Genomic DNA, 26,197 nt, shown 5'->3' with positions numbered 1-26,197 from the left:
CTTGCGGACCCACAAAAAAGCCGTCCTCGCGACGGCTTTTTTCATGGCTCTTCAAAAAATCGACAGCACCGGGTAGCGCCGCCATTGCGGCTCGGCATAACGCGCGCAGTTCTCGAAGATAAAGCCCAGCACCTGTTTCGGGTCGGACAGCAGCTGCGGGTTGGCGGCCTTCCACTGCTCGAAGCGCGCGCGCAGCTCGGGCTCGTCCTTGAGCAGCTGCAGCGCCATGTCTTCAAACACATAGTCCGAGAAGTGCTCCTTCTTTTCGAGGATGCTGTTGAAAAATCCCCAGCGGAAAAAGCTGTCGTGCGCCTGCGGCTCCAGGGTTTCGACGGCATAACGCGCCTTGTCCTGGTCCAAAGGCACCCACCAGTCGCCGGCCTGCAATTCCACAGCCTGCAGACTGGTTTCCAGCGTGATCTCATCGTGGAACATATGGCCCTCATAGGCGCCGGGCCGGCTTTGCACGGCCTGGATGCGGCTGACCTGGGCCTGCACCGTGCGGGGGGCAGCGATACGCTCCATGCGCACGCCGTTCCAGTCCAGGCGCTCGACCACCGCGCGCCAGGCCTGCGGGATCACGTAGGCCCGCGGCGCGCGCACCACGGCCTCCTCGGCAAAGTGGGTGAAGTAATCGATCTCGCGCTCCCAGGGCTGGTCCCTGTCGTAGGCCAGGCGCTGGTAATTGCCCAGCAGGCTGGGCGAGTGCACTGCGGCGTAGCCTTTGAAGCGCAGGCGTGAGCGGCGGGTTTCATCGACTTTCCAGCGCACCGGCCAAAGGGTCTTGCCGACCGCCGCCTGCCGGGCCTGCCGCCGCAGCGCCTGGATCTGCGGCGCGTTGGCCACCGTAAAAGCCAAGGTCACATCCAGCAGCGCGCGCATGGACTCATAGCGGTCCCTGAACGGCTTGAGCATGTGGGTCTCGGGCATAAAACCTATGGTGTGGTTCAGCGCCGCGTAGCCGGTCGAAAAGCGCGGCACCTCCAGGAAGTCGGCAATCCCCTGGTCCGGGCTCACCTGCACCGGGTTCACATAGGGGCAGGTCGGCCAGCCGCGCTCCTCCATGCCGCGGTAAATCACCGGCAGCATGCTGTCCCGCAGGAAAGCGCCCAGGCCGCCGCCCAGCTTGTCGGCCTGGGTATGGATCAGCGTCATGGTGTAGCTATAGTCCGCGCCGTTGGAGGTATGGGTGTCGACCATCACGTCCGGGTCCCAGGCCGTGAAGAAGCGATTGAACAGCTGCGCGTTGAGGCTGTCGCATTTGATGAAATCGCGGTTCAGGTCCAGATGCAGGCTGTTGCCGCGAAAGCCGAAGGACTCGGGCCCGTCCTGGTTGACGCGGCTGGCATCGCCGCGGTTGCAGCTGCCGTCGACGTTGTAGACCGGGATGAAGAGGTAGACCGCCGTGCCCATCGCAGCCAGGCGTTCGGGTTCCAGGCACAGGTCGCGCACCAGCGCCATGCAGGCGTCTATGCCCTCGGGCTCGCCGGGATGTATGCCATTGTTGTTGAAGAATACGGCACGCCCCGCCTGCCGGATCCGCTCACGGTCAAACACGCCGTCGGCGCTGACGATGCCGGCATGGATGGGCACGCCGGCGTCGGAAGTGCCAATCTGCGAGAACTGCAACACGGTCGGGCAGCGCCGGGCCAGCGCCTCATAAAACCGGATGCAGGCCTCCCAGGTGGTGGTCTGGTTCTGGTTGCCGAGTTCATACGGGGTTTGCATGGGGTGTCCGCGAGGTCAAAAAGAATGGAAGTTCGGGGCCGGCGCGCCTGCGCTGCCGGTCCCGGAGAGATTCAGGCCAGCAACTGCAGGATCAGGCTCACGCGGGCCTTGACCGGGCTCAGGCCTTCCGAATCCGGAATCGCGTCAGCCGGGGTGGGCAGCACCCGCCCTGCGGCGCAGCGGCTGGCGCGAACCACCTTGACGCCGTCAGCCTGGGCCTTGAGCAAGGCGGCCTGCAGCTCATGGTGCAGGCTGCCGTTGCCGGTTCCGGCCACCACCAGGCCTTGCACGCCCTGCGCCTGCAAAGCCTGCACGATGGCGCCGCCGGCGCCGGCATGGTTCATGATGATTTCGACACGGGGCACGGCGCCGCCCAGGCCGGCAATGCTTTTGGCGGCGGCTTGCGCGCGCGCCGCTTCGGCTTGCGGCCAGCCGCGCAGCAGCCTCAATTGGCCCTCCTCCACGTAGCCTATGGGGCCGGCGTCGCCCGAACTGAAAGGATCGAGCTTATAGGTATGCACCTTCTGCACATCCGCCGCGCCGTGGATGACGCCGGCGCATACCGCGACCACCCCCTGCGCACCCGCGTGGCGCGCCACGGCCACGGCGTCGAGCAGGTTTTGCGGCCCGTCGGGCACCAGCGCCGTGGCCGGACGCATCGCGCAGGTCAGCACCACGGGTTTGGCCGGCGCCAGCAGCGCTTGCAGGAAAAAAGCGGTCTCTTCGAGCGTATCGGTGCCGTGCGTGATAACGATGCCCTGGACATCGGGCTGCGCCAGGTAATGGCTGACGCGCGCGGCCAATTTGGCCCATACGGCGAAAGTCATGTCCTTGCTATCGACCTGGGCCACCTGCTCGGTAAGCACTGAACCGGCTTGCGCCAGGGCCTGGATCGTGGCCAGCAGCTCTTCAACGCCCACCTGGGCGGCGGTGTAGCCGATGTTGTCCGACACGCTGGCGGCCCGGCCGGCAATCGTGCCGCCGGTGCCCAGAATCACAATATTTTGAGGATGCATGGAAAGTGATCTTGCAATCTTTTAAAAACTGGATGAAAATACAGGTACTGGATATTAAAACAGGTCGATACAGCTAAACGGGTGACAGCCCCGGCCTCTTGACCTGACTGAAGAACCAAGGAGTCCCGCCATGAGCATCCTCGCCGATTTCCCGCATTTTCCCTCCGAAGGTCCCAAGCTCACGGCGCGCCAGCAACAAATCCTGGAACTGATCCAGAGCGCCATCGCGCGCACCGGCGCACCACCCACCCGCGCCGAAATCGCCAACGAACTGGGTTTCAAGTCCGCCAATGCCGCCGAAGAACATCTGCAGGCATTGGCCCGCAAAGGTGTCATTGAACTCGTCAGTGGCACCTCCCGCGGCATACGCCTGCGCGGCGACACCCTGCGCTCCATCAACGAATCGCGCACCAAACAGTTTTCCCTGCCGTTGCAAAGCCTGGCCCAACTCGCCCTACCTCTGGTAGGGCGGGTTGCTGCTGGCAGCCCGATTCTCGCGCAGGAACATATCGAACAAACCTATTATTTTGAAAGCGGCCTGTTCCAGCGCCAGCCCGATTACCTGCTCAAGGTTCGCGGCATGAGCATGCGCGACGTCGGCATCATGGACGGCGACCTGCTGGCCGTCAAACAGGCCAAGGAAGCCAAGAACGGCCAGATCGTCGTGGCCCGCCTCGGTGATGAAGTTACCGTCAAGCGCTTTCGCCGCAACAAGAACCTGATCGAGCTCTTGCCCGAAAACCCCGACTTCAAGACCATCGTGGTCGAACCCGGTGAACCGTTTGAACTCGAAGGCCTGGCCGTCGGTTTGATACGCAACACCATGCTGATGTAAGCCATCCAATCGGCCATGCACCAGGTGGCGGGCGTTTGGCTTTCTGGCCAACACCCTGGTGCGGCGGCCCTGCCGGCCTCTCGCCGGTCCGAAATCCTGCCTGTGTAAACCTCTCTCATACAGGAGTTCATCATGGGAATCGTCAGTTTTTCACATTCACCCCTTCTGTCCATCCTGCTGGCCCCCGCGCAGGCGCTGGCTGCCTGGTTTGTGCCCGCGCAAACCAGGTCCGGCCGGTATGGCGCCTCTGCACGTGCCCAGCGCGCAAGCGGCCAGCTGGCATTGCCTTTTTCTTCGGGTGCCGCAACGGCCCCGCGCGAAACCACCCCGGCCGGCAAGGCCATGCCCAAGCGCCCTGCGCCCAGCCGCCTGCGCGTCGTGCGCGAATTCGACGCCAATGTCGGCCCGGCCTGCGCCGGCCGCATGGTTATCTCGGGCCGCATGGCCGACGTCTGCGCGGAGCTTGAGCGCATGGCCCAGCGCGAAGCCGCGCTGCAGTAAACAGTAAGCCCGGCCCACACTCGCCCCCTGCGGCAAAGGCCCACGAGCCCGCGCAGTGCGCTACCGCCAGGCTGAAATACCGCAGCAGGTTTCCTGGCGATACAAAATGAGCGTGTTCGGGTAGCCCTTCCCGCAAGCAAGAAAAATCTTGCAGGCACAATATCGGCATGAATATTGTGATCCTCGACGACTACCAGGACGCAGTGCGAAAACTGAACTGCGCTGCCAAATTGGAGGCCTACCCCGCCAAGGTCTATACCAACACTGTCAAAGGCATAGGCCAGTTGTCCGTCCGGCTCAAGGATGCCGACGTCATCGTCCTCATCCGGGAACGGACCCAGCTCAGCCGGCAAGTCATTGAAAAACTGCCCAAACTCAAGCTGATCGTGCAGACCGGCCGTGTCGGAGGCCACATCGACGTCGCGGCCTGCACCGAGCGCGGCATCGCGGTGGCCGAAGGCACCGGTTCACCCACGGCACCGGCCGAACTGACCTGGGCCCTGGTCATGGCAGCCATGCGCCGCATCCCCCATTACGTGGCCCACCTCAAGCACGGCGCCTGGCAACAGGCCGGCCTCAAGTCGGCCTCCATGCCCCCTAATTTCGGCATAGGCTCCGTCCTCAAGGGCAAGACCCTGGGCGTGTGGAGCTACGGAAAGATCGGGCAAATCGTCGCCGGCTACGGCCGGGCTTTCGGCATGCGGGTCATCATCTGGGGCCGCGAGGCCTCGCGCGAACGGGCCCAGGCCGACGGCTACGAAGTCGCCGGCAGCAAAGCCGAGTTTTTCGAACAAAGCGATGTGCTGAGCCTGCACCTGCGCCTGCACGATGAAACCCGCGGCATCGTCACGCTGGAAGACCTGTCGCGCATGAAAACCACCTCCTTGCTGGTCAACACCTCGCGCGCCGAACTGATAGAGCCCGAGGCGCTGATTGCCTCGCTCAACCGCGGCCGCCCCGGCCTGGCGGCCATCGACGTGTTTGAATCCGAGCCCATCCTGCAGGGCCACGCCCTGCTTCGCCTCGAAAACTGCATCTGCACACCGCACATCGGCTATGTGGAGCAAGACAGCTATGAGATGTACTTCGGCGCAGCTTTCGACAACGTCGTCAATTTCATCAAGGGCACGCCCACCAACATCGTCAATCCCGGCGCCCTGCAAGTGCGGCGCTGAGGCGGTGTATTTCCCCTGAGGTGGGGCCGAACTAGGCTTTGGGGCCCGGCCTGGAGGGCGGCGCGTCGAGGTCGAACTCGATGAGGTTGCTGAAGTCGCCGGCTTCGGGCGCCATGTCCATCATGGCGATGGCAGGCAGCGGCGCAAGGGCGTCGCCGGATTCCTCCTGGCTCAGGTCGATGTCCAGCCCCAGCCTCGGTGAAACGGGCGGCCGCGTCAGGTCCAGGCTTGGCGCAATTTCCGTGGAAAAAGCGCCAGCCCCGGCGACCGGAAGCGCAACGGGAAGCGGCGGCGGCGCCTCCTGCAAGCGGGCGGACAGGGGCAGGATGTTGGTCGGGCCAAAGCTGCTCGCCTGCGGCAGGGCGGCAGTCAGGCTGGGCATCCCGGGTACCGGCGCACCGGCGCCCTCCCCGGACTCGGCGGGCCGGGTAACAATCTTCTTGGCGATGGAGTGAAGCAGCAGCAGCTCGCGGTAGGCTGCAAGGCTGAAAACCTCGCTGCGCGAATCCGGTTTGCGAAAGATCGACTCTTCCAGCACATCCAGCACCTTGGGTGTGGGCCACAGCGACTCGATGCGCGAGAGGGCCGCCACGTAATACTCCAGGCCGTGCGTGTCCATCGCATAGTCATCGAAGGCGGGCACCTGGGCATTGAACATGCGGTGGAAGTCCTTGCGCAGCGCGTCGTAGTCGTCCTTGCGGCCCAGGCTGTGGTAGAGGTCGAACAGGTCCAGATAGACCAGCGCGCTGGTTTCCACGTTGTCCATGATGTGCAGGCGCAGCACATCCACAGCCTTGTCGGGATGGCCCAGCGAGACGAAAAAATCCGCCTGCTGCTGGACATCGAACAGCTCTTCGGCATTGACGATGCGGGGCATGCCGCTCAAGCCGCCCAGGCTGGGCAGGAATTCGGGACGGTCCACGGGCTCAGCCGGCCTGGATGCGGGCAGCTTGCGCGTGCTTTCAAATTGAAGCGCATCCAGATCCAGGTCCACCGCCGGCATCGGCGCAGGCGCAAGGCCGGCGGACCGGGAGGCCGGCCCCGTCTCATCCGTAAAACCGCTGGGCTTGCCCTGGCCGGCTTCCTTGTCCCACCAGTGGCTCAGGCGCAGCGCGTGCTGGCGATCGCGCCGCCAGAAAAAGCCGGCCGCCAGCAACGCGAGCAGCAAAACGGCACCCAGGGCATACACCAGCCAGTTGCTGTAGCGCTCCTGGCGCGCCTGCTCCAGCTGGCCGCGCAGGTCCGTCACGGCCAGTTCCGTTTTGCGGCTTTGCGCCAGCATCGCGGCCACGTCGGATTCCAGGGACTTGAGCCGCTGGCTGTCACGCGCCATGTCTTGCGGCTGGGCGTTAAGCGCCTGCCACAGTGCGGCCGCGGAGGCTCGTTGCTGGGCATCGGCGGAAGGCAGGGTCAGCAACTCGGGCGATGCGCGAAGCACGGGGTCGCGTTCGGCGGCCAGGTCTATGGGGGCCAGTTGCAGGCGTGGCCCCGGTTTGCGCACCGGCGCTGGGGGTGGTGCCTGTTTTGGTGTCTGTTTGCCAGCCGTGCGGGCCGGTGGCATGGCCAAAGAAGAGGCCATCGCGGTGCTGGTGCGGGTTTGCGGCTTGGCCTTCGACGTCCCGGCTAGGGATGGTGCCGCCGTACCCGCCGCCGCAACAGCCGCCGCTTGCGCGAGTGTCGAGGGTACCGGAACGCTGTTGTCGCCCAGCATCTCGGCCAGCAACACATATTTGCGCGAATTTTTCTGCAGGCAGCCCTCACGCGCGTACAGCGTCACGACCGGCTCATCGAGCACGACAGTCGTGCGAATGCGGACCAGGACTTCGCCGGCACCGGCGCCCGGCGAGATCGAGGTGCGTACCTTGTCGGGGGAAATCTGGCTGTCGCCGAAAAACACCTCGGCCGACAGGCAGACGGAGGATGGGTTTTCGGTGCCGTCCAGTTGCGCGCTCAGCGTGACGTCGAGCGGACCGCCCACGATGGCCGCACCGCGCACGCGGCCCAGGGACGCGGCCAGCGTGCTGGCGGCAAGCACCATCAACAAAGCGCCAAGCAGGCATTTCAGAGACTTCTCGGCGGATTTCATGGGGTGGGCGAATTTTGCCACGCGCCTTCGCTGAAGACGCTCAGCCATAATTCGGCCATGAAAGTAAATTTTGCAAATGTGGGAATAGTTGGCACTGGCGCGATGGGACGCGGCATTGCCCAGATCGCCGCGCAGGCCGGCAGCACCGTCAGGCTGATGGACGCGCAAGCGGGCGCCGCCGAAAAAGCGCGCGAAGCCATCTGCGCCCAATGGGACAAGCTGGTTGAAAAAGGCCGCCTCGAAGTCGCAACGGCCGCCGCGCACAAGGACCGCCTGGTGCTCGCCGGCACTCTGGCCGATCTCGCGGGCTGCGACCTTGTCGTCGAGGCCGTCGTCGAGCGCCTGGATGTCAAGCGCGCGCTGTTCGCCGAACTGGAGGCCCTGGTGCCCGCGCAAACGGTGCTGGCCAGCAACACCTCTTCGCTGTCCGTGACCGCCATCGCGGCGGCGCTCAAGCATCCCGAACGCCTGGCCGGTTTTCACTTCTTCAACCCGGTTCCGCTGATGAAAGTGGTCGAGGTGATCGCGGGCCTGAAAACCAGCCCCGGCGTGTGCGAGGGCCTGAGCCAATACGCCCGGCAAATGGGCCATACGCCCGTGCAGGCGCAGGACACGCCCGGCTTCATCGTCAACCACGCGGGCCGGGGCTACGGCACCGAAGCGCTGCGCATCGTCAGCGAAGGCGTCGCCGATTTCGCCACCATAGACCGTATCCTGCGCGACCAGGCCGGCTTCAAGCTGGGCCCCTTTGAGCTCATGGACCTGACCGCGCTCGACGTCTCCCATCCGGTGATGGAGTCGATTTACCACCAGTACTACGAAGAGGCGCGCTACCGCCCCAGCGTGATCACCGCGCAGCGCCTGGCCGGCGGCATGCTGGGCCGCAAAACCGGTGAAGGCTTTTACCGCTACGCGGACGGCGCCATGCAGGTGCCCGCCGAACCCGCGCCTCCCCAGGTCACCGAATTCCCGCCGGTCTGGGTCTCGCCCCGTGCCTCGCGCCGCGCTGAACTGCTGCAGCTGCTCAAGAACCTGGGCGCCAAAATCGAAACCGGCGCCTCCGCCTCGCCGCAGGCCCTGACGCTGGTGGCGCCGCTGGGCTTTGACATCACCACGGTCGCCGTGGTCGAGCGCCTGGACCCGGCCCGCACCGTCGGCATCGACATGCTGATCGACGACGCGGCCACCAAGCGCCGCGTGCTGGCCACCAACCCGGCCACACGCAGCGACATGCGCGACGCCGCGCACGCCCTCTTCGCCCGCGACGGCAAGGCGGTCAGCGTGATCCGCGACAGCGGCGGCTTCGTCACCCAGCGCGTGGTGGCCACCATCGTCAACATCGCCAGCGACATCTGCCAGCAGGGCATCTGCAGCCCGAAAGACCTGGAAACCGCCGTGACGCTTGGGCTCGGTTACCCCCTGGGCCCACTGGCCATGGGCGACCGTTACGGCCCCACCAATGTGCTGGAAGTGCTGTTCAACATGCAAACCGTTTACGGCGACCAGCGCTACCGCCCCTCCCCCTGGCTGCGCCGCCGCGGCGCCATCGGGCTTAGCCTCATGCATCAGGAAGAATGAAACACCCCCGTCGGATGCTCACTTCGTGTAGCACCTTCCCCCCTCGAGGGGCGGCGCCTGCGGCCTGGCGAAGCCAGTTCCGCGGCCCCCACTGACGTGGGAATCCGCTCTCCAGCTACCCCTTCTTTCGCATTGGAACAAGTGACATGGCAGGCGCAATCAAGAGTACCAGCGAGGGCCAGACCCTTATCCTGACGATCAGCAACCCGGAGTTCAGGAACGCCCTGGGGCCCGACATCTATGCCGCCGGCATTGAAGCCCTGAACGCCGCCGAGAACAATCCCGACATCCGCAGCGTGGTCATCACGGGCGAAGGCGCGATTTTCTGCGCGGGCGGCAACCTGCAGCGGCTGGAGGCCAACCGCCGCGAGGCGCCCGAGGTGCAGGCGCAGAGCATAGAAGGCCTGCACAACTGGATAGATTCGATACGCACCTACCCCAAGCCGGTGATCGCCGCCGTGGAAGGCGCGGCCGCCGGCGCCGGTTTTTCGCTGGTGCTGGCCTGTGATTTTGTGGTGGCGGCCGACAACGCCGTGTTTGTGATGTCCTACAGCACCGTGGCGCTGTCGCCCGACGGCGGCGGCAGCTGGGCGCTGGCGCGCGCCCTGCCGCGCGCGCTGGCCAGCGAACTGTTGATGAGCGGCGAACGCATAGGGGCGCGCCGGCTGCATGACTTCGGCCTGGTGAACCGGGTCACGGCCTCTGGCGAAGCCCTGGCCCAGGCCCGGGAACTGGCCGAACGCCTCAATGCGCGCGCGCCCAACGCGCTGGCCAGCATCAAGGAGCTCATCAACGAAGCGGCCGGCAACACGCTGAACCAGCAGCTGGCCCGCGAGCAGGACCACTTCGTGCGCAACCTGCACGATGCCAATGCCGGCGAAGGCATAGACGCCTTCCTGAACAAGCGCACGCCGCACTACCGCTAGGCAGGCCTTTTGCGGGCAGGCCGGTCGCAGGCCGCCCGGCCCAACCACTCCCCGGCACTCGCCGGGCGACACCCATGCGACAGCCCGCTGGCGCCGGACGGGTCCCTCAAGCGACAATGGACGTCTTGTTAGTCACTCAAAAGACAGACCATGGACGATCCCATTCTTACGATAGAGGAACGAGAGGCCATCAACAACGGCCGCTGGTTTTCATCCCTGTCCCCATCCCTGAGGCACGACATATTCCGATGCGCCTACGTCAAACGCTACAAAGACGGCGAACTCATCAGCGCCCGCGGCGATGTGCCGGAAGAATGGATCTCCTGCGCGCGCGGTGCCATTCGCGTGAGCTCGACCTCGATTTCGGGCAAGCAGGTGACCCTGACCTATGTGGAGCCCGGCCTCTGGGTCGGCGACGTGGCGATCTTCGACGGCGAGCGGCGCACCCACGACTCCTATGCCCATGGCGAGACCACGCTGCTGTGCGTCTCGCGCGCCGACCTGCGCAAGATATTAAGCCAGCACGTCGAGCTCTACGAAGCCCTGCTGCGCCTGCATGCGCGCCGCATACGCCAGCTCTTCGGCCTGGTGGAAGACCTCAACACCCTGCCCCTGCGCGCGCGCCTGGCCAAGCAGCTGCTGCACCTGGTGCGCAGCTACGGCGTGCCCAGCCTGGCGGATGGCGGCGAAGTGCGCATAGGCCTGCAGCTGGCACAGGAGGAACTGGCCCAGTTGCTGGGCGCCTCGCGCCAGCGCGTGAACCAGGAACTCAAGGCCATGGAGCGCGAGGAAGCCATACGCATAGAGCCGGGCGGCCTGGTGGTGCGCAACCGGCAAGCCTTGATGCGCATTTCCGAAGCCGAAATCGAAAAATAAACACACAGGGGCAAGCCCTTTGAGCACGAGCAACTTCGACCACTTTGTCGGCACCCGAGCCGTGTCCGGCGCCCATGCGTTTGACCTCGACGCGCTCACCGCTTACCTCAGCAGCCACCTGCCCGGCTTCAAGGGCCCGCTGACGGCGGAAATCTTCAAGGGCGGCCAGTCCAACCCGACTTACAAGCTGCTCACGCCAGGCGCGTCTTACGTGATGCGCGCCAAACCCGGGCCGGTGGCCAAGTTGCTGCCTTCGGCCCATGCGGTGGAGCGCGAATTCAAGGTCATGCAAGGCCTGCAGGGCACCGATGTGCCGGTGCCGAAGATGTATTGCCTCTGCGAAGACGAGTCCGTGATAGGCCGCGCCTTCTACGTGATGGAGTTCGTCGAAGGCCGCGTGCTCTGGGACCAGTCCCTGCCCGGCATGGACAAAACCCAGCGCGGCGAGATCTACGACGAGATGAACCGCGTGGTCGCCGCGCTGCACAAGGTGAAGTTCGCCGAGCGGGGCCTGGCCGATTACGGCAAGCCCGGCAACTACTTTGAACGCCAGATAGGCCGCTGGAGCAAGCAGTACATCGCCTCCATCACCCAGCCCATCGCCGAAATGGACAGCCTGATGCAATGGCTGCCGGCCAACATTCCGGCCAGCGCGCGCGATGAAAGCCTGGTCTCCATCGTGCACGGCGACTTCCGGCTCGACAACCTGCTGTTCCACGCCACCGAGCCGCGCGTGCTGGCCGTGCTCGACTGGGAACTGTCCACCCTGGGCCATCCGCTGGCCGACTTCAGCTACCACTGCATGGCCTGGCACATCCCGCCCGGGGCCTTTCGCGGCATAGGCGGGCTGGATGTCGAAAGCCTGGGCATCCCCACCGAATCCGAGTACATACGCCGCTACTGCGAGCGCACCGGCCTGGCCACGCCCGAAGCGCTCAAGGCCGACTGGAATTTCTACATGGCCTACAACCTGTTTCGCATCGCGGCCATCCTGCAGGGCATTGCCAAGCGGGTCGAAACCGGGACCGCCTCCAGCGCCCAGGCCGTCAGTTCGGCCGCCGGCGCGCCGCTGCTGGCCAAGATGGCCTGGGGCTTTACCCTCAAGAGCCAGGGCTGACAACAGCCTCAGCCCTCCCCTTTACAACAACACCGCCCCACACCCCTTCTGGAGATTTCATGGACTTCAACTACACCCCCAAGGTACAGGAACTGCGGGCGCGCCTGCTCAAGTTCATGGACGAGCACATCTACCCGAACGAGGCGCGCTTCTTCCGCGAGATCGCCGAGAACCGCGCCAAGGGCAATGCCTGGGTGCCGACAAAGCTGGTCGAAGAACTCAAGCCCAAGGCCCGCGCGGCCGGTCTGTGGAATCTGTTTTTGCCGCACTCGCCGCGCGCCCCTGAAGGCCTGTCCAACCTCGAGTACGCGCCGCTGTGCGAAATCATGGGCCGCGTGCCTTTTGCGGCCGAGGTCTTCAACTGCTCGGCGCCCGACACCGGCAACATGGAAACCATCGCCCGCTACGGCTCCGAGGCCAACAAGGACCATTGGCTGGACCCGCTGCTCAAGGGCGAGATCCGCTCGGCCTTCCTGATGACCGAGCCTGAGGTCGCCTCCTCCGACGCGACCAACATCCAGTGCCGCATTGAACGCGACGGCGACCACTACGTGCTCAACGGCCTCAAGTGGTGGTCCTCCGGCGCGGGCGACCCGCGCTGCGCCGTCTACATCGTCATGGGCAAGACCAACCCCGACGCCGGTCGCCACGAGCAGCAATCGATGATCCTGGTGCCGGCCAACGCGCCCGGCATCACGGTGATCCGTCCGCTGTCGGTGTTCGGCTACGACGACGCACCCCACGGCCATATGGAGGTGCGCCTGACGAATGTGCGCGTGCCCGCCGCCAACCTGCTGCTGGGCGAAGGCCGCGGCTTTGAAATCGCCCAGGGCCGCCTGGGCCCCGGGCGCATACACCACTGCATGCGCAGCATAGGCATCGCCGAGCGCGCGCTGGAACTGATGTGCAAGCGCCTGAACAGCCGCGTCGCCTTCGGCAAGCCGATTGCCAGCCAGTCGGTCTGGCACGAGCGCATTGCCGAGGCGCGCTGCATGATTGAGCAGGCCCGCCTGCTGACGCTCAAGGCCGCCTACATGATGGACACCGTGGGCAACAAGGTCGCCAAGGCCGAGATCGCGATGATCAAGGTGGTGGCGCCCAATATGGCCTGCCAGATCATCGACTGGGCCATACAGGCCCACGGCGGCGGCGGTGTGTCGGACGACTTCCCGCTGGCTTATGCCTATGCCAGCCAGCGCACCCTGCGCCTGGCCGACGGCCCGGACGAGGTGCACCGCGCCTCGCTGGCCAAGCTGGAACTGGCCAAGCATCTTTTGATGCCCGGCGAAGTGGAAATGCCGATCACGCGCGGCGGCTGAAGCCTCACAAGGTCAGGTCGTTGGACAAGCCGGCGATTGCCGACTCGCAGGCCGTGGTGAAAATCAGGGCCGCGTGCTCCAGCGTGGGCATGTCGGCCGGGGTGTACTGCATGCGCAGATAGGCCTTGCCACGCAGCACCATCAGGATAAAGGGTACCTGCGGGTCGGGTGCCGGCTCGGGCCAGGACATCATCAGCTCGACCAGTTGCGGGTCCAGCCAGGCCATCGCATTGGAGCGGTGGTCGGCCATCACCGCGTAGCGTTCCCAGAAAGGCTTGGGCAGGCTTTCCCAGCCGACTTCGGGGTACATGGCCAGCCAGCGCACCTCTTCCGGCATGTTGGGGTCAGCGGTGGTCTGCAGGGTGTCGGTATAGGCCTGGTAGGCCTTTTTTTCCAGCGCGTCCTTCAGGGCCCGGTTCATGACCAGCACGGTGACGTCGTCGTTGACCTTGATCTCGCCCCGGGCGCGCAGCTCCTCGCCGCGGATGTAGTCGCGCGATGGGCGGCCGCGCTCCATCTTCCATGGCTTGCCGCCCACATTGCCCTTGAGCGCAAAACCCTTGCCCTGCCCCATGCCGGTGAAAGAAAAGCCGCGGGTCCCGGCCCATTCGGACACGGCTTCATCCGACGTGGCCGCATCGCCGGCATCCGCCTTACCCGCAACAAAGACTTTCTTCAGCCGCTCGAACATGGTTTTCGCTTTTCTCTTAAAGTGCAGCGACCATCATAGTAGTCAAGGACACCCCGATGATCAATGTTTACTCATGGCCCACACCCAACGGCCATAAAGTCCACATCATGCTGGAAGAGTGTGGCTTGGTCCTGGGCCGTGACTGGCAGGCCATTCCGGTCAACATCGGCACCGGCGACCAGTTCAAGCCCGAATTCCTGGCCATCAGCCCAAACAACAAGATCCCGGCCCTGGTCGACCCGGTGGGCCCCGACGGTCAGCCCATCTCCGTCTTCGAATCCGGCGCCATCCTCCTTTACCTGGCCGCCAAGACCGGCAAGCTGCTGCCGAAAACCGACCGCCTGAAGTTCCAGGTGCTGCAGTGGCTGATGTTCCAGATGGGCGGTGTCGGACCCATGATCGGACAGACCCACCATTTCCGTCAGTATGCGCCCGAAAAAATTGACTACGCGATCAAGCGCTACACCAATGAAACAAAGCGGCTTTACGGCGTGATGGACAAGCAGCTGTCCACCCACGCCTTCATCGCCTGCGACGAATACAGCATTGCCGACGTCGCCATCTTCCCCTGGCTGCGCAACTGGGAAAATCACGGCATAGACTGGGCCGACTACCCGCACCTCAAAAAATGGTTCGACCTGGTCAGCGAGCGTCCCGCCGTGCAGCGCGGCGTCAAGGTGCTGGCTGAGCTGCGCAAGCCCATCACCGACGACAAGGCGCGGGAAGTGCTGTTCGGCAAAACGCAGTACGAAAAGCGCTGAGTCGGGGCCCGCCGGCCGGGCCGGCGGCCGGCGATTGAAGGTATGATTCGCGACGAGCTGGAAACGGCGGCCGCCGCTGCGCGGCCTTGCCCCGGCTTGCACACACAGACTGCCCGTAGCTCAGTTGGATAGAGCATCAGCCTTCTAAGCTGAGGGTCGGGGGTTCGATCCCCTCCGGGCAGGCCAGACATGGCGCCAGCCGCGCGCTCACCCGCTATCCGCAAACTTCGCCGACACCGCCGACCAAGGCTGGAGGTATATATTCGGGGTTACGGCCGCGAGCCCGAAGGCCGTCAAAACCAAGGAGGCGAGCAAACATGCCCAGACCAACCATGCTGCTGGTGGAGGACAACCCCGCTCACGTCGAGTTGACGGTGGTGACGCTGCAGGAAAACGGCGCCGACCATGAAATCATCGTCGCCCGCGACGGCAAGGAAGCCCTGGACTACCTTTTCTGCGAAGGTGCCTACAGCGGCCGGCCGTCCGACCAGCCGCCCGAGCTGGTCATGCTGGACCTGAATTTGCCCGGGCTCAGCGGCGCGCAAGTCATGCAGCGCATGCGCGGCGACCCCCGCACCTTTTTTGTGCCCGTCGTCATCCTGACCTCCGAGCCCAAATACTCCCCGATCGTGAAGGAAATCCAGGGCGGCCTCGCCAGCTATGTGCGCAAGCCGCTGCATTTCCGGGATTTCCAGGAAAAGCTGGAACAGGTGCGCGAATACTGGCGCACGTCCAACTTCGGGCCGCTCAAATCCTGAGGTGCGCCCCCGGGATCCAAGGCCCGGGCCTGCTTTTGAGATAAACCAGGCGGACATGAAAAAGCCCACTGGCGTGGGCTTTTTGCGGGGAAATGATGGTCGGAGTACAAGGATTCGAACCTTGGACCCCCTGGTCCCAAACCAGGTGCGCTACCAGACTGCGCCACACTCCGACTAGTCAAATATTATAGCCCGAACCCGCTACACTTTCCCGCGGCCGTCCTCATTTTTTCCATTCACTGGATCGCACCATGAAACTTCGCCGCGCTGCCCAGCCTGGTCCGCACCGGCCTGACGTAAAGGTTTGCCGCGGCAAGCCTGGAGCCGCATGAGGATGGAGGCCATCGCCAGGGCCGTGTCCGGGGTGGACAAAGGCCTGACCCGCATGACCGCGGTGCTCGGTCTGCTGGTGCTGCCGCTGGCGGCGCTGCTGCTGGCCCAATGGCCGCTGCGTGAACTCGTGCAAGCCTACTCGCGCCAGGCCAACGACGCGGCGCAGGTGCTGTTCGCGCTGTATGTGGCGGTGGCCGTGACCGCAGCCTCCAGAAGCCACGCCCACCTGGCCTCCCTGCAGCCGCATCCGAGCGGCGCATCCCGCCCGCGCTGGCATGCCTGGGCATTGCTCGCCTGCGTCACGCCCTGGGCGCTGTTCATGCTCTGGGCCGGCTGGCCGCTGGTGGCGGCTTCGGTGGCTTCTTTTGAACGGTTTGGTGAAACGCTCACGCCGGGTTATTTTGTGATCAAGCTCGCCATGGTGCTGATGCTTCTGCTGGTGCTGGCCGAAGGCCTGCTGGAACTGCTGCCGCACGGCCGCGCGCCGGGCTCGCCATGAGCCTCGCCGGCCCCCTCGCAGGCGTGTGGATGCTGCTGGCGCTGGGCGCGCTGATTCTCGCCACCGGCCTGCCGGTCTGGGCCTTGCTGATAGGCGTGTCCAGCCTGTTCGCGGTGCTGGGCCTGGCGGCGGGCGCCTTCGACCTGCAAATCCTGCAGGCTCTGCCTGTGCGCACACTGGGCCTGCTGGAAAACGATTTGCTGCAGGCCATGCCGCTGTACGTTTTTATGGGCGTGCTGCTGCAGCGCCTGACGGTCGCCGATGCCCTGTTTTCCGCGCTGTTGCGGCTGTTCCGCCCGCTGGCCGGCGCGCATGCCCTCTCGGCCCTGGGCGTGGGCGCCCTCATCGCCCCCATGAACGGCTCGGTCGCCTCCAGTTCGGCCCTGCTCTCGCGCCTGGTGGCCCCGCGCATGGCGCACCTGGACACCGCCCGGGCCGTCTCCATCATCAGCGTGGCCGCCACCATAGGCGTGGTGGTGCCGCCTTCGCTGGTGTTGCTGCTGCTGGGCGACGCCATGATGCTGGCTCACCTGGAAGCCAGCCGGCTGCCCGGTTACCTGCAGGCCGGCCAGCGCATCATCAACACCCAGGACGTGATGCATGCCGCGCTGCTGCCCGCCCTGTGCGTGCTGGCGCTCTGGGCCCTAGTGGCCTGGCGCCAGGCACGCAAGCTCAAGGAAACGCCGCCACAAGCTCCCGCCAGCCGGTCACAGGCGGCCATCGCCCTGGCCGCGGGCGGCACCATCCTTGTGCTGCTGGCCGGCGTCTTTACCGGAAAGCTTTACGCGGTGGAGGCGGCGGCCACCGGCGCGATGCTGCTGGTCGCCACGGCCCTCATGAGCCGTTCGCTGCCGGCCTCCGGCTGGCAGCGGGTGCTGGCCGACACGCTCAAGCTCAGCGGTGCGCTGTTCGCGCTGCTGGTGGGCGCGACCACCTTCAGCCTGGTGTTTCGCATATTCGGCACCGACCGCTGGCTTAACGGCCTGCTGCTGGGCTCCACACTGCCGCCGGGCGTGACGGCGGCGCTGGTGCTGCTGCTGGTGGCCCTGTGCGCCTGGGTGCTGGATGCCTTCGAGATGATTTTTGTCATCGTCCCCATCGTCGCGCCCGCGCTCATCGCGCGCCTGGGCGACGCCCAGCAGGCGGCGGTGCTGCTGCTCCTGGTGCTGCAGCTGAGTTTCCTGATCCCGCCCATGGGTTATGCGGTGCTGATGGCCCGTTCCCGTTCGGGCCTGCCGGCCCTCTCAAGCCGGCGCCTGCTGGGTGCGCTGTGGCCCATGCTGCTGGTGCAGGTCGCGCTCACGACGGCGGTGTTCGCGTTTCCAGCCACCGTGCACTGGCTGGATGCGCCCGCCCCCGCGGCTTCCGCGCAGGCGCCCATGGCCGACGATGAAATTGCGCGCCAGATGCGGGAGATGTCCAACGCCGGAAAAGACGATTCTCCGACTCCCCCCTGAATCCGGGTATTTGGCACCTTCTGCGCTTGTTGACCGCCTTCAAGAGCCTTTGTACATTTGGATACATCCATAAGCACACGCGATTCACTTTTTGAGGGAGTTTGATGAAAACGTTCTTGATACCCGTTGTTTTTTCCCTGTGGGCTCACGCTGCACTCGCCCTGCCCCCAAAGGTTGAAGCCGACCGCTTGATCCTTCTCGCTAAAGCGGCACTGGAGGCCAAGGCCTACGACGATGCTGGCGCCAAGCTGGTTCAGGCGCAAGCACTGAAGACGTCATTACCCGAGGACTTTGCCGTCACCTATGCCAGCGCACTGTCTGGTCAGGGGAAAACCGACAAGGCCAGGGAGATTCTGGAAGCGTATTTGAATAAATACGGAACTACAGGGCCCTCTTACAAGACCGCCTTGTCCATGCTGGTCCAGCTTGAAGGAAAACCCGCCGGTTCAAGCCTATCGGCCGGTCAGCCTTCCGCCACTTCTGCATCAGCTGCAAATAAATTCCAGGATTGGGGGCTTGCCAATACCGATCTCTCCATACTCACCGGCACTGATATCGCCAAAAAAGCCCGCCTGCTGGAACGCCGGCCTGAAATCTTGAAGGCAGCGCAAGAAGGCGACAAAGTGGCGCAATACCTGATGGGTATTTCCTACGCCAATGGCATTGGCGTTCAGACAGACGACGCGCAGGCCATGGGATGGTTCACCAAATCAGCTGAACAAGGGCTTGTCCGTGCCGTTGCCATCGTGGGGAGCTGGCAAATCCGAGGCCTGGGCACGGCAGAGGACGTGATAGGAGGATGGACTCTGCTCCTGAAGGCGGTCAACGCCGGCAACGCTTATGCCAAGTATGACGCTGCGCTGATGACGCTTCAAGGCGTTAAAAAGGGCAGCGGCGCTGTGCAGTACAAGTTCCTGACCCGCCCTCAAGCGATGAACGAGCTGGAGCAGTCGGCCAAAGCCGGATTGTCCGCCGCCCAATATTCCCTGGGCCACGTTTACATGGTGGGCAATGAGGATTACCGCCAAGATCTCAAGCTGGCCCGCTATTGGCTTGAAAAAGCAGCGGCACAGGAACACTCCGGCGCAATAACGGCGCTGGCGAAATTTCCCGCAACGAACTGACTCGGCCAGAGCCGACGCAGCACTTTCAACAACCTATCCGTCTTGCATCCAATGGCACTGAAAATCGTGAAACTGGGTTCGCCGCGAAGCGCCAACGAGGGATTGCGCATAGGCACGGTGCGCAGGCCGCCGCGCGGCGTGCCCAAGGCCGAATTCGCCTCGCAGGATTGGTACGACGTCTGGTACCCCAATCTCGCGCCCAGCGTGGAGACCATGAAGCTGGGCCAGAGCGTGGAGTCCGACAAGGACTGGGCCGCCTTCAGCAAAAAATACCGGGCCGAGATGAACGAGCCCGATGCCAGCCGCAACCTGGACCTGCTGGCGGCGCTGTCGCACCAGGCCAGCTTCGCGGTGGGCTGCTACTGCGAGAACGAGGCGCGCTGCCACCGCTCGCTGCTGCGTGGATTGCTCCAGGAAAGAGGCGCAAGCATTGCCTGAAGGGGAAAACGGCCTTTGAGGCCTTTGACACTCAATAAAGGAAACCATGATCCGTCGTGAACGACTCACCGCCACCGTCGAAGGCGACTTTGTGGTGTTCCTCATCGGCATGCGCATCAACCAGCCGCTGAAGCTGCACAAGTGGCTCCCTGTCGCGGGGGCCATGCCACGCATGATCAAGGAGTTGCGCCAACAGCCCGAACTGGGTTTGCTGCATGCGGAGATGTGGTTCTCCAGGACCATCATCCTGGTGCAGTATTGGCGCTCGATGGAGCAGCTACTGGCCTACGCAAAGGACCGCCACGCCCAGCACCTGCCGGCCTGGCAAGCGTTCAACAAAGCGGTGGGCACAGATGGCTCGGTGGGCATCTGGCACGAAACCTATGCGGCCTCGGCAGGCAGCTACGAAAACGTCTATGTCAACATGCCGGCATTCGGGCTCGGAAGAGCCGGCATCCTGCAAGCGGCAGCAGGCGGCAGGCAATCGGCGGCGGGCAGGCTTCAAGCCCATAAAGCCCGGCCCTGAACCCGCCCAGCCGCTCACAACTTCACGTACTCGTACTCCAGCGGGTTGGCATTGATGCCGCGATCCGGCGGCGCGATCCAGGCGGCCATCTTGCCGGGCTCGGTCACGCGGTTCATCAGGCTTTTGACAAAAGCCGTGTCGGCCGCCGTGGGCAGCCACTGGTCTTTCCTGGCTTCAAAATCGGCGGCGCTGATCGGCTTGCCCAGCGGGTCGGTGAAATTGCCGGCCCAGGCGCCGACCTCGCGGCGAAAGCGCGTCGAAGGCAGGGTCAGTTCAAAATCCACGCCGGCACGCTTGATGCCCATGTTCCAGCGCGTCACGCCGACATTGCAGTCCTTGACGTATTCAAGGCGCGTGATTTCATTCATGCCGTTGCGGGTCGAGATGGTCTCATTCTTGAGGCCGCCCTGCCCGTCAGGCACCACGATGCTCATCTCGGTTTCCAGCTCCAGGTGGTCGGCGAACTTGGCCTCGTCGGGCCGGCCCTTGATGCCGTTGCTGAAGTAGTTGGCGGCGTTCGACGAGGCTTCCGAGCCGAACAGGTCCAGCGAGGAGGTGAACCAGAAATTCATGAACTTCTGGATGGTGGGCAGGTCGATCACGCCGGCCTTGCGCAGCGTGGCGACGTCGTCGGTGTCCAGTTCCTTCATCACTTCCAGCGTGCGCTTGATGACGCGGCCCACGCCGGTCTCGCCGACAAACATGTGGTGGGCCTCTTCGGTCAGCATGAAGCGCGTGGTGCGGGCCAGCGGGTCGAAGGCGGACTCGGCAAATGACTTGAGCTGGAACTTGCCGTCGCGGTCGGTGAAATAGGTGAACATGAAGAAGCTCAGCCAGTTGTCCATGGGCTCGTTAAAGGTGCCCAGGATGCGCGGCTTGTCGGCGTCGCCGCTGTGGCGCATCAACAGTTCCTCGGCTTCCTCGCGGCCATCGCGGCCGAAATGCGCGTGCAGCAAATACACCATGGCCCAGAGATGCCGGCCCTCTTCCACATTGACCTGGAACAGGTTGCGCAGGTCGTACAGCGAAGGCGCGGTGTGGCCCAGCAGGCGCTGCTGCTCGACCGAAGCCGGCTCGGTGTCGCCCTGGGTCACGATGAGGCGGCGGAAGGTGGAGCGGTATTCGCCGGGCACGTCCTGCCAGACGTCTTCGCCCATGTGGTCGCCAAAACCGATCTTGCGGCCCTCTTCCTTGTCAGCCAGGAAGATGCCCCAGCGGTAGTCAGGCATGGGCGTGTAGCCGTAGCTGGCCCAGCCCGAAGCGTCCACACCCACGGCGGTGCGCAAATAAACTTCCTTGGCCTTGAAGTCGCTGGGGCCCATCTCATCCCACCAGTTCAGGAAAGCCGGCTGCCAATGCTCCAGCGCGCGCTGGAGCTGGCGGTTTTCGCCCAGATGGACGTTGTTGGGGATCAGGGCTTGGAGGTCTATGGTGCTCATGGTGTTTCCTTAAATCCGTTTCCAGTCGAACTTGGCCTTCTTGCCAGTCCCGAACAATTTCAGCGCACCGTCCTCACCCACCGCATTCGGCCGAATGAAGATCCAGTTCTGCCAGGCCGAGAGGCGGCCAAACACGCGCGTCTCCATGGTTTCCTTGCCCGGGAAGCGCAGCGAGGCTTCCATGCCGGTCATGGCGTCGGGCGAGAGCGAGGCGCGCTCTTCCAGCATGATGCGGATCTCGTCTTCCCAGTCGATGTCGTCGGGCGTCAGGGTCACCAGGCCCAGCGCCAGCGCCTGGTCGGCGCGCAGCGGGCTGTCGCCGAGTTTTTGCAGCTGGGAAATCGTGGCCTCATCTTCGCAAAAGCGTGTCTGCAAACGCGTCAGGCCGTTGACGGCCGGGAACCAGCCAAAGTTGGCCGGGCTCAGTTGCAGCGCCGGTGCGCTGTCGGGTGCGTCGGGCAAATCGAGCATGTAGATGCGGTCGCAGGCCAGGGCCAGCTCATAAAAAGTACCGGCAAAACACGAACCCGCATCGGCCAGCGCAATCAGCGAACGGCTGGTGACGTCCAGCCGCGCCAGCGTGCGGCGCAGCGCGCCCGTGGTTTCTTTCACCAACCAGTGGTCCTTCAGTTTGGCCAGCACTTCATCCATGCGGATGACCTGGCCGGCATCGCCGGTGGTCTTGATGACCCAGGTGCCGACTTCGAGTTCATTGGTGCGCAGGTTCAGGATGGCGTCGTCAAGCTCGCGCTGCAGCTTGAGCGGGTACCAGCCGGCGCCGGCCGCTTCAATCGCGTCAGGTGTGGATTCAATGGGGCTTGCGGGTGCCTTCACCGTCAGTGTGGCAATGCGCTTTTCGCGGTCCACCTGCGCATCGACCACGCTGTAGTGGTAGCCGCTGTCGTCGATCAGCGCCTTGAGCGGTGTCAGTTCTATGCCCTTGGCGCCGGCCCGCGCAGACTGCGCGCGCAGCGCCTGGATTTCAGCGGCCAGCAGTTCGCCGAACTGCTGCGGCTTGGCGTGGGCGTCGATCAGCTTCCAGTCCTTGGCGCGGTCGGCGCGCACGCCCTCGGAGGTCGTGCAGAAAATGTCGGCCAGGTCGCGGCGCACCTTGCGCTTGTCGGTCACGCGGGTCAGGCCGCCGGTGCCGGGCAGCACGCCCAGCAAGGGCACTTCCGGCAGGCTGACAGTGGAGGAACGGTCATCCACCATGATGATGCGGTCGCAGGCCAGGGCCAGCTCGTAGCCGCCGCCGGCGCAGGCGCCGGTTACCGCGGCAATCGCCTTGAGGCCGTCATGGCGAGAGGAGTCTTCCAGGCCGTTGCGGGTTTCATTGGTGAACTTGCAGAAGTTGACCTTCCAGCCGTGCGTTGAGAGGCCCAGCATGTAGATATTGGCGCCCGAGCACCAGATCTTTTCCTTGCCCGACTCGAACACCAGCACCTTGACAGCCGGGTGCTCGAAGCGCACGCGGTTGATGGCGTCGTGCAGCTCGATGTCCACGCCGAGGTCGTAGCTGTTGAGCTTGAGCTTGTAGCCGGGCTTGATGCCGCCGTCTTCATTGATGTCGAGCTTCAGGCGTGCAACGTCGCCCTCCACGCTCAACGTCCAGTGCTGGTATTTGCCCGGGTGGGTGGAAAAGCTCACGAGCTCGCGCTCCTGGCCGGCAATGACCTGTTTGAATAAAAGCGGCTCTGTCATGGCGTTCATGGGGTTGTCTCCAGTTAGGTCTGTTACTGCTTTACTGCTGGTCGCGAACAGGTGTTTTGGGAACGGCGCGTTCCAGGTCTTTGAGGCTTTGTTTCAGTGTGCGCGCGGCGGTATCAACCACGGCGTCGGCGCGGGCATAGAGGGCTTCGCGGCTGGAGAGGATGCGGCGTATGTCTTCCATCGCCTCGTCGGTCGCGCCGCGGGTCGTGTCAAAAGGCCGCATATCGCCCTGGGCCACCACGCGGGCCATGTGCTCTTCGGGGCTGGCCTTGAGCCAGACACAATAAAAGCGGCTTTGCAGCAGATCGAAGGTTTCGCGCTCGCTGACGATGCTGCCGCCCGTGGTCATGACCACGCCTTCGGGGTGGTCCTCGGCGATGCGGAACAACGCGCGCCGCTCATAACGCCGGTAGCCGGCCTGCCCGTGCAGCAGCAGGATTTCGTTCATGCTGGTGCCGGCCTCGCGTTCGATTTCGCGGTCCAGCTCGATAAAAGGCACGCCGCGCTCGGCCGCCAGCTGGCTGCCCAGCGTGGATTTGCCGGCGCCGCGCAAGCCGATCAGCGCCACGCGCCGCTCGCGCCCCAGCGAATCGCTGAGGCCAAAGGTACTGCCCAACAGGCTGTAGGCCTGGTCCAGCTGGGCATCGTCGAGCCGTGTCAAGAGGCCTTGCACGCGGGCCAGCGCCGGTCGCGGGGCGTCCTGCAGCAACTCCAGGATGGAGATGTTGAGCGCGCGGGCCGCCGCTTCGAGTGAATTGATGGAGACATTGCCCTTGCCGGTTTCCACGTCAGCCAGAAAGCGCTCGCTGAGGCCCGAATCCGAAGCCAGCTGCTTGCGTGTCATGCCGCGGCGGGCACGCCAGGCGCGAACGCGGGCGCCCAGTTCGCTGAGCGTGGCTTTCGATTCCTGTTCAGACATGATTTCCAAGAGACACCCGTTTGAAAAAATTAGGTCTTTATGCAACTTTTACCGTTGCGCCCCACATTAATTGCAGTATACTTCACTTTAACTTGATGTAAAGCAGTTTATTGCATCTTTTTTCTGGAGACTTTTTGATGAAACTCAAAATCCTTGTAGGCACCATGACCAGCACCGCTGACTATGTCGCACAAGCGATCCAGATGGATTGCGCGGATTTGGTGAGTGATATTGAGGTCGAGCTGATGGACAATCTGGACATCAGCGTCTTCGATGCGGCCAAGGCCGAAGATGCACTTTATCTCATCTGCAGCTCCACCTATGGCTCGGGCGACGTGCCCGACAATGCGCGCGCCCTCTATGAATCACTGGGCAGCAACCCGCAATTCCTCGGCCATGTGCGCTACGGCGTGATTGCGCTGGGCGACCGTACTTATATGCAGACCTTTTGCTTCGGCGGCAAAAAGTTCGACGAGCGCCTGCAGGACCTGGGCGCGCAGCGCATAGGCGATATCTGGTGCCATGACGCGAGCAGCGGCACCATGCCGGAAACCGAAGGCACCGAGTGGTGCCGCCAGTGGCTCACCGGCGCCCTGCAGACATTGGGGGCCAGCCCCGCCACCGCCTGACGTACAAAAGAAGACCCCGTAGCGCTTGATCAGCGTGCGCAAGCAGCTACCAAAATAACAGCAATCTGGAGACAAGCATGCAAACAAGCAGCGCAGACCATTCGGCAAGCCCGCCCCGGGTGAGCATCCCGCGCGACTACAACGCGGCGCACGACCTGCTGGCGCGCAACGCCACGCGCCCCGGCAAAGTGGCTTTTATGGACGCGCTGAGCGGCGAGCAACTGAGCTACGGCGAACTTGCCGAACAATCCCACCGTTTTGCCAATGCCCTGCGCGCCCAGGGCTTCACGCCCGAAAGCCGGGTGCTGCTGGCCATGCTGGACACGCCGCAGTGGCCGGTCGCCTTCCTCGGCTGCATACTCGCGGGCGTGCTGCCCATCGCGGCCAACACCTTGCTGACCACGCAGGACTTCGAGTTCATGCTGCGCGACTCGCGCGCCCGGGGCCTGATCGTCTCGCACGCCCTGCTGCCGGCCTTCGAGCCGCTGCTCGGAAAAATCGACACGCTGAAAACAGTGGTTGTCGCCGGCGTCGACGACTGCGCGCCGCACGCCACCCTGGCCGGCCTGCTGCGCGCGGCGCCGGCCACGCCCACCGTCACCACCACCTGCGCCGACGACGCCTGTTTCTGGCTGTACTCCAGCGGCTCCACCGGCACGCCCAAGGGCACGGTGCACCTGCACAGTCATTTGATCCAGACGGCCGAGCTTTACGGCCGCGGTGTGCTGGGCATACGCGAATCCGACGTGGTGTATTCCGCCGCCAAACTGTTTTTTGCCTACGGCCTGGGCAATGCGCTGACCTTTCCCATGAGCGTGGGCGCCACCACCGTGCTGCTACCGGCACGCCCGACGCCGGCCGATGTCTTTGCCTTGCTCAAAAAATACCGGCCGACGATTTTCTACGGCGTGCCCACGCTGTATGCCGCCCTGCTGGCCGACCCGGCGCGGCCGGTGAAGTCCGAACTGAGCCTGCGCGTATGCACCAGCGCGGGCGAAGCCCTGCCCGCCGAGATCGGGAAAAAATGGACGGCGCAGTATGGCTGCGAAATCCTGGACGGCATAGGCTCCACCGAGATGCTGCACATCTTTTTGTCCAACCGGCCCGGCCAGGTGCGCTACGGCACCACCGGCCAGGCGGTCCCGGGCTATGCCCTGCGCGTCATGGGCGACGACGGCCGCGAATGCGCCGACGGCGAGATCGGCGAGCTGCAGATCAACGGCCCCAGCGCCGCCATCATGTACTGGAACAACCGCGCCAAGACCAAGGCCACCTTCGCCGGCGAATGGACCAAGAGCGGCGACAAGTACACACGCGACGCCGACGGCTTCTACACCTACGGCGGACGCAGCGACGACATGCTCAAGGTCGGCGGCATCTACGTTTCACCCTTCGAAGTGGAGGCCTGCCTGATGACGCATCCCGCCGTGCTGGAAGTGGCGGTCATCGGCGTGGCCGATGCCGACGAGCTCGTCAAGCCCAAGGCCTACGTGGTGTTCAAAGCCGGCCAGAGCGCCACCATGGATGAGCTCAAGGCCCACGTGAAGCAGCAGCTCGCGCCCTACAAATACCCGCGCTGGATAGAGTTCGTCAGCGAACTGCCCAAGACGGCCACCGGCAAGATCCAGCGCTTCAAGCTGCGCCAGCCGCACTGAATCGCCGCGCGCAAAAAGAGCCCGGCGTGCGGCACAGAGCACCGAAAAAAAGTGCAAACCGGCCCAAACCAGGCACAGTCATTGCTTTAGATGTAAACAAT

24 protein-coding genes and 2 tRNA genes are annotated in these 26,197 nt (G+C 64.2%); 18 read left to right on the top strand and 8 right to left on the bottom strand.

Translation table 11 applies throughout. From position 1 onward, the window contains the following. Nucleotides 1–51: 51 nt before the first annotated feature. Nucleotides 52–1,728, bottom strand: a complete 1,677-nt coding sequence (locus tag AC1D09_RS09620; RefSeq protein ID WP_477661759.1) for a M14 family zinc carboxypeptidase — start codon at nt 1,726–1,728, stop codon at nt 52–54. A 71-nt stretch (nt 1,729–1,799) separates the two neighbouring features. Beyond that, a complete protein-coding gene (locus AC1D09_RS09615; RefSeq protein ID WP_477661758.1) occupies nt 1,800–2,744 on the bottom strand; it encodes an asparaginase in 945 nt (314 codons plus the stop codon). A gap of 130 nt (nt 2,745–2,874) precedes the next feature. On the opposite strand from AC1D09_RS09615, the gene lexA reads away from it, so the two are divergent. From lexA to AC1D09_RS09600, 3 genes are all read left to right on the top strand, one after another. Then, nucleotides 2,875–3,579 (top strand): transcriptional repressor LexA, encoded by a 705-nt coding sequence (gene lexA, locus AC1D09_RS09610; protein ID WP_007872461.1) that lies wholly within the window; start codon nt 2,875–2,877, stop codon nt 3,577–3,579. Nucleotides 3,580–3,711: 132 nt separating this feature from the next. Continuing rightward, on the top strand, nt 3,712–4,080 hold the full coding sequence (locus AC1D09_RS09605) for a hypothetical protein (RefSeq protein ID WP_477661757.1): 369 nt from the start codon (nt 3,712–3,714) through the stop codon (nt 4,078–4,080). Nucleotides 4,081–4,247: 167 nt separating this feature from the next. Continuing rightward, the gene (locus tag AC1D09_RS09600) at nt 4,248–5,255 is read left to right on the top strand and encodes a D-2-hydroxyacid dehydrogenase family protein (protein WP_477661756.1); all 1,008 of its coding nucleotides are present in this window, start codon (nt 4,248–4,250) and stop codon (nt 5,253–5,255) included. Between the two features lie 31 nt (nt 5,256–5,286). Here AC1D09_RS09600 and AC1D09_RS09595 read toward each other — a convergent pair whose 3' ends face one another. After that, nucleotides 5,287–7,341, bottom strand: a complete 2,055-nt coding sequence (locus AC1D09_RS09595) for a type IV pilus assembly protein FimV (RefSeq protein WP_477701027.1) — start codon at nt 7,339–7,341, stop codon at nt 5,287–5,289. A gap of 57 nt (nt 7,342–7,398) precedes the next feature. Here AC1D09_RS09595 and AC1D09_RS09590 point away from each other — a divergent pair, with 57 nt between their 5' ends. From AC1D09_RS09590 to AC1D09_RS09570, 5 genes are all read left to right on the top strand, one after another. Further along, the gene (locus AC1D09_RS09590) at nt 7,399–8,919 is read left to right on the top strand and encodes a 3-hydroxyacyl-CoA dehydrogenase (protein ID WP_477661754.1); all 1,521 of its coding nucleotides are present in this window, start codon (nt 7,399–7,401) and stop codon (nt 8,917–8,919) included. Between the two features lie 146 nt (nt 8,920–9,065). After that, on the top strand, nt 9,066–9,845 hold the full coding sequence (locus tag AC1D09_RS09585; RefSeq protein ID WP_477661753.1) for an oxepin-CoA hydrolase, alternative type: 780 nt from the start codon (nt 9,066–9,068) through the stop codon (nt 9,843–9,845). Between the two features lie 150 nt (nt 9,846–9,995). After that, nucleotides 9,996–10,721, top strand: a complete 726-nt coding sequence (locus AC1D09_RS09580; RefSeq protein WP_007872449.1) for a Crp/Fnr family transcriptional regulator — start codon at nt 9,996–9,998, stop codon at nt 10,719–10,721. Nucleotides 10,722–10,740: 19 nt separating this feature from the next. Further along, entirely contained in the window at nt 10,741–11,838 is a 1,098-nt protein-coding gene (locus AC1D09_RS09575) for a phosphotransferase (protein ID WP_477661752.1), read from the top strand. A 59-nt stretch (nt 11,839–11,897) separates the two neighbouring features. Next, entirely contained in the window at nt 11,898–13,157 is a 1,260-nt protein-coding gene (locus tag AC1D09_RS09570) for an acyl-CoA dehydrogenase family protein (RefSeq protein ID WP_477661751.1), read from the top strand. 4 nt (nt 13,158–13,161) lie between these two features. Here the strand turns inward: AC1D09_RS09570 and AC1D09_RS09565 are convergent, their stop codons facing one another. Then, nucleotides 13,162–13,848, bottom strand: coding sequence for a hypothetical protein (locus AC1D09_RS09565; protein WP_074574159.1), 687 nt, complete (start codon nt 13,846–13,848; stop codon nt 13,162–13,164). Nucleotides 13,849–13,904: 56 nt separating this feature from the next. Here AC1D09_RS09565 and AC1D09_RS09560 point away from each other — a divergent pair, with 56 nt between their 5' ends. From AC1D09_RS09560 to AC1D09_RS09550, 3 genes are all read left to right on the top strand, one after another. Next, nucleotides 13,905–14,609: a glutathione binding-like protein gene (locus AC1D09_RS09560; protein ID WP_477661750.1), complete on the top strand. Its 705-nt coding sequence runs from the start codon at nt 13,905–13,907 to the stop codon at nt 14,607–14,609. A 109-nt stretch (nt 14,610–14,718) separates the two neighbouring features. Further along, nucleotides 14,719–14,795: transfer RNA gene (locus AC1D09_RS09555), tRNA-Arg, on the top strand. Between the two features lie 131 nt (nt 14,796–14,926). Continuing rightward, nucleotides 14,927–15,367 carry a response regulator gene (locus AC1D09_RS09550; protein ID WP_413330475.1) on the top strand — a complete coding sequence of 147 codons (441 nt, stop codon included), beginning with the start codon at nt 14,927–14,929 and terminating at the stop codon, nt 15,365–15,367. A 96-nt stretch (nt 15,368–15,463) separates the two neighbouring features. Here AC1D09_RS09550 and AC1D09_RS09545 read toward each other — a convergent pair. Next, a tRNA-Pro gene (locus AC1D09_RS09545) sits at nt 15,464–15,540 on the bottom strand. A gap of 155 nt (nt 15,541–15,695) precedes the next feature. Between AC1D09_RS09545 and AC1D09_RS09540 the strand changes: the two genes are divergently transcribed. The 5 genes from AC1D09_RS09540 (at nt 15,696) to AC1D09_RS09520 (ending at nt 19,744) form a co-directional block, all read left to right on the top strand. Further along, nucleotides 15,696–16,199, top strand: a complete 504-nt coding sequence (locus AC1D09_RS09540; RefSeq protein ID WP_477661749.1) for a C4-dicarboxylate ABC transporter substrate-binding protein — start codon at nt 15,696–15,698, stop codon at nt 16,197–16,199. After that, complete coding sequence (locus AC1D09_RS09535) at nt 16,196–17,656, top strand: TRAP transporter large permease subunit (RefSeq protein WP_477661748.1); 1,461 nt, start codon at nt 16,196–16,198, stop codon at nt 17,654–17,656. Before AC1D09_RS09540 ends, AC1D09_RS09535 begins: the two co-directional genes overlap by 4 nt. A gap of 104 nt (nt 17,657–17,760) precedes the next feature. Then, the gene (locus tag AC1D09_RS09530) at nt 17,761–18,780 is read left to right on the top strand and encodes a tetratricopeptide repeat protein (RefSeq protein ID WP_477661747.1); all 1,020 of its coding nucleotides are present in this window, start codon (nt 17,761–17,763) and stop codon (nt 18,778–18,780) included. A gap of 51 nt (nt 18,781–18,831) precedes the next feature. Further along, nucleotides 18,832–19,218, top strand: a complete 387-nt coding sequence (locus AC1D09_RS09525; RefSeq protein WP_477661746.1) for a DUF488 domain-containing protein — start codon at nt 18,832–18,834, stop codon at nt 19,216–19,218. A gap of 46 nt (nt 19,219–19,264) precedes the next feature. Next, a complete protein-coding gene (locus tag AC1D09_RS09520) occupies nt 19,265–19,744 on the top strand; it encodes a DUF4188 domain-containing protein (protein ID WP_477701026.1) in 480 nt (159 codons plus the stop codon). 14 nt (nt 19,745–19,758) lie between these two features. Here the strand turns inward: AC1D09_RS09520 and boxB are convergent, their stop codons facing one another. The 3 genes from boxB to AC1D09_RS09505 are packed head-to-tail and all read right to left on the bottom strand — an operon-like array spanning nt 19,759 to nt 23,812. Beyond that, nucleotides 19,759–21,183, bottom strand: a complete 1,425-nt coding sequence (gene boxB / locus AC1D09_RS09515; RefSeq protein WP_477661744.1) for a benzoyl-CoA 2,3-epoxidase subunit BoxB — start codon at nt 21,181–21,183, stop codon at nt 19,759–19,761. Between the two features lie 9 nt (nt 21,184–21,192). Next, nucleotides 21,193–22,884 carry a 2,3-epoxybenzoyl-CoA dihydrolase gene (gene boxC / locus AC1D09_RS09510; RefSeq protein WP_477661769.1) on the bottom strand — a complete coding sequence of 564 codons (1,692 nt, stop codon included), beginning with the start codon at nt 22,882–22,884 and terminating at the stop codon, nt 21,193–21,195. Nucleotides 22,885–22,924: 40 nt separating this feature from the next. Then, nucleotides 22,925–23,812: a helix-turn-helix transcriptional regulator gene (locus AC1D09_RS09505; protein ID WP_477661743.1), complete on the bottom strand. Its 888-nt coding sequence runs from the start codon at nt 23,810–23,812 to the stop codon at nt 22,925–22,927. 137 nt (nt 23,813–23,949) lie between these two features. Between AC1D09_RS09505 and AC1D09_RS09500 the strand changes: the two genes are divergently transcribed. Both AC1D09_RS09500 and AC1D09_RS09495 read left to right on the top strand, forming a co-directional pair. Beyond that, nucleotides 23,950–24,441, top strand: coding sequence for a flavodoxin domain-containing protein (locus tag AC1D09_RS09500; RefSeq protein ID WP_477661742.1), 492 nt, complete (start codon nt 23,950–23,952; stop codon nt 24,439–24,441). A gap of 77 nt (nt 24,442–24,518) precedes the next feature. Then, nucleotides 24,519–26,096 (top strand): benzoate-CoA ligase family protein, encoded by a 1,578-nt coding sequence (locus AC1D09_RS09495; RefSeq protein WP_477661741.1) that lies wholly within the window; start codon nt 24,519–24,521, stop codon nt 26,094–26,096. Nucleotides 26,097–26,197: the final 101 nt, after the last annotated feature.

Source organism: Polaromonas sp. P1_A2 (assembly GCF_056406895.1).
This window is presented reverse-complemented; position numbering and strand designations above follow the sequence as displayed.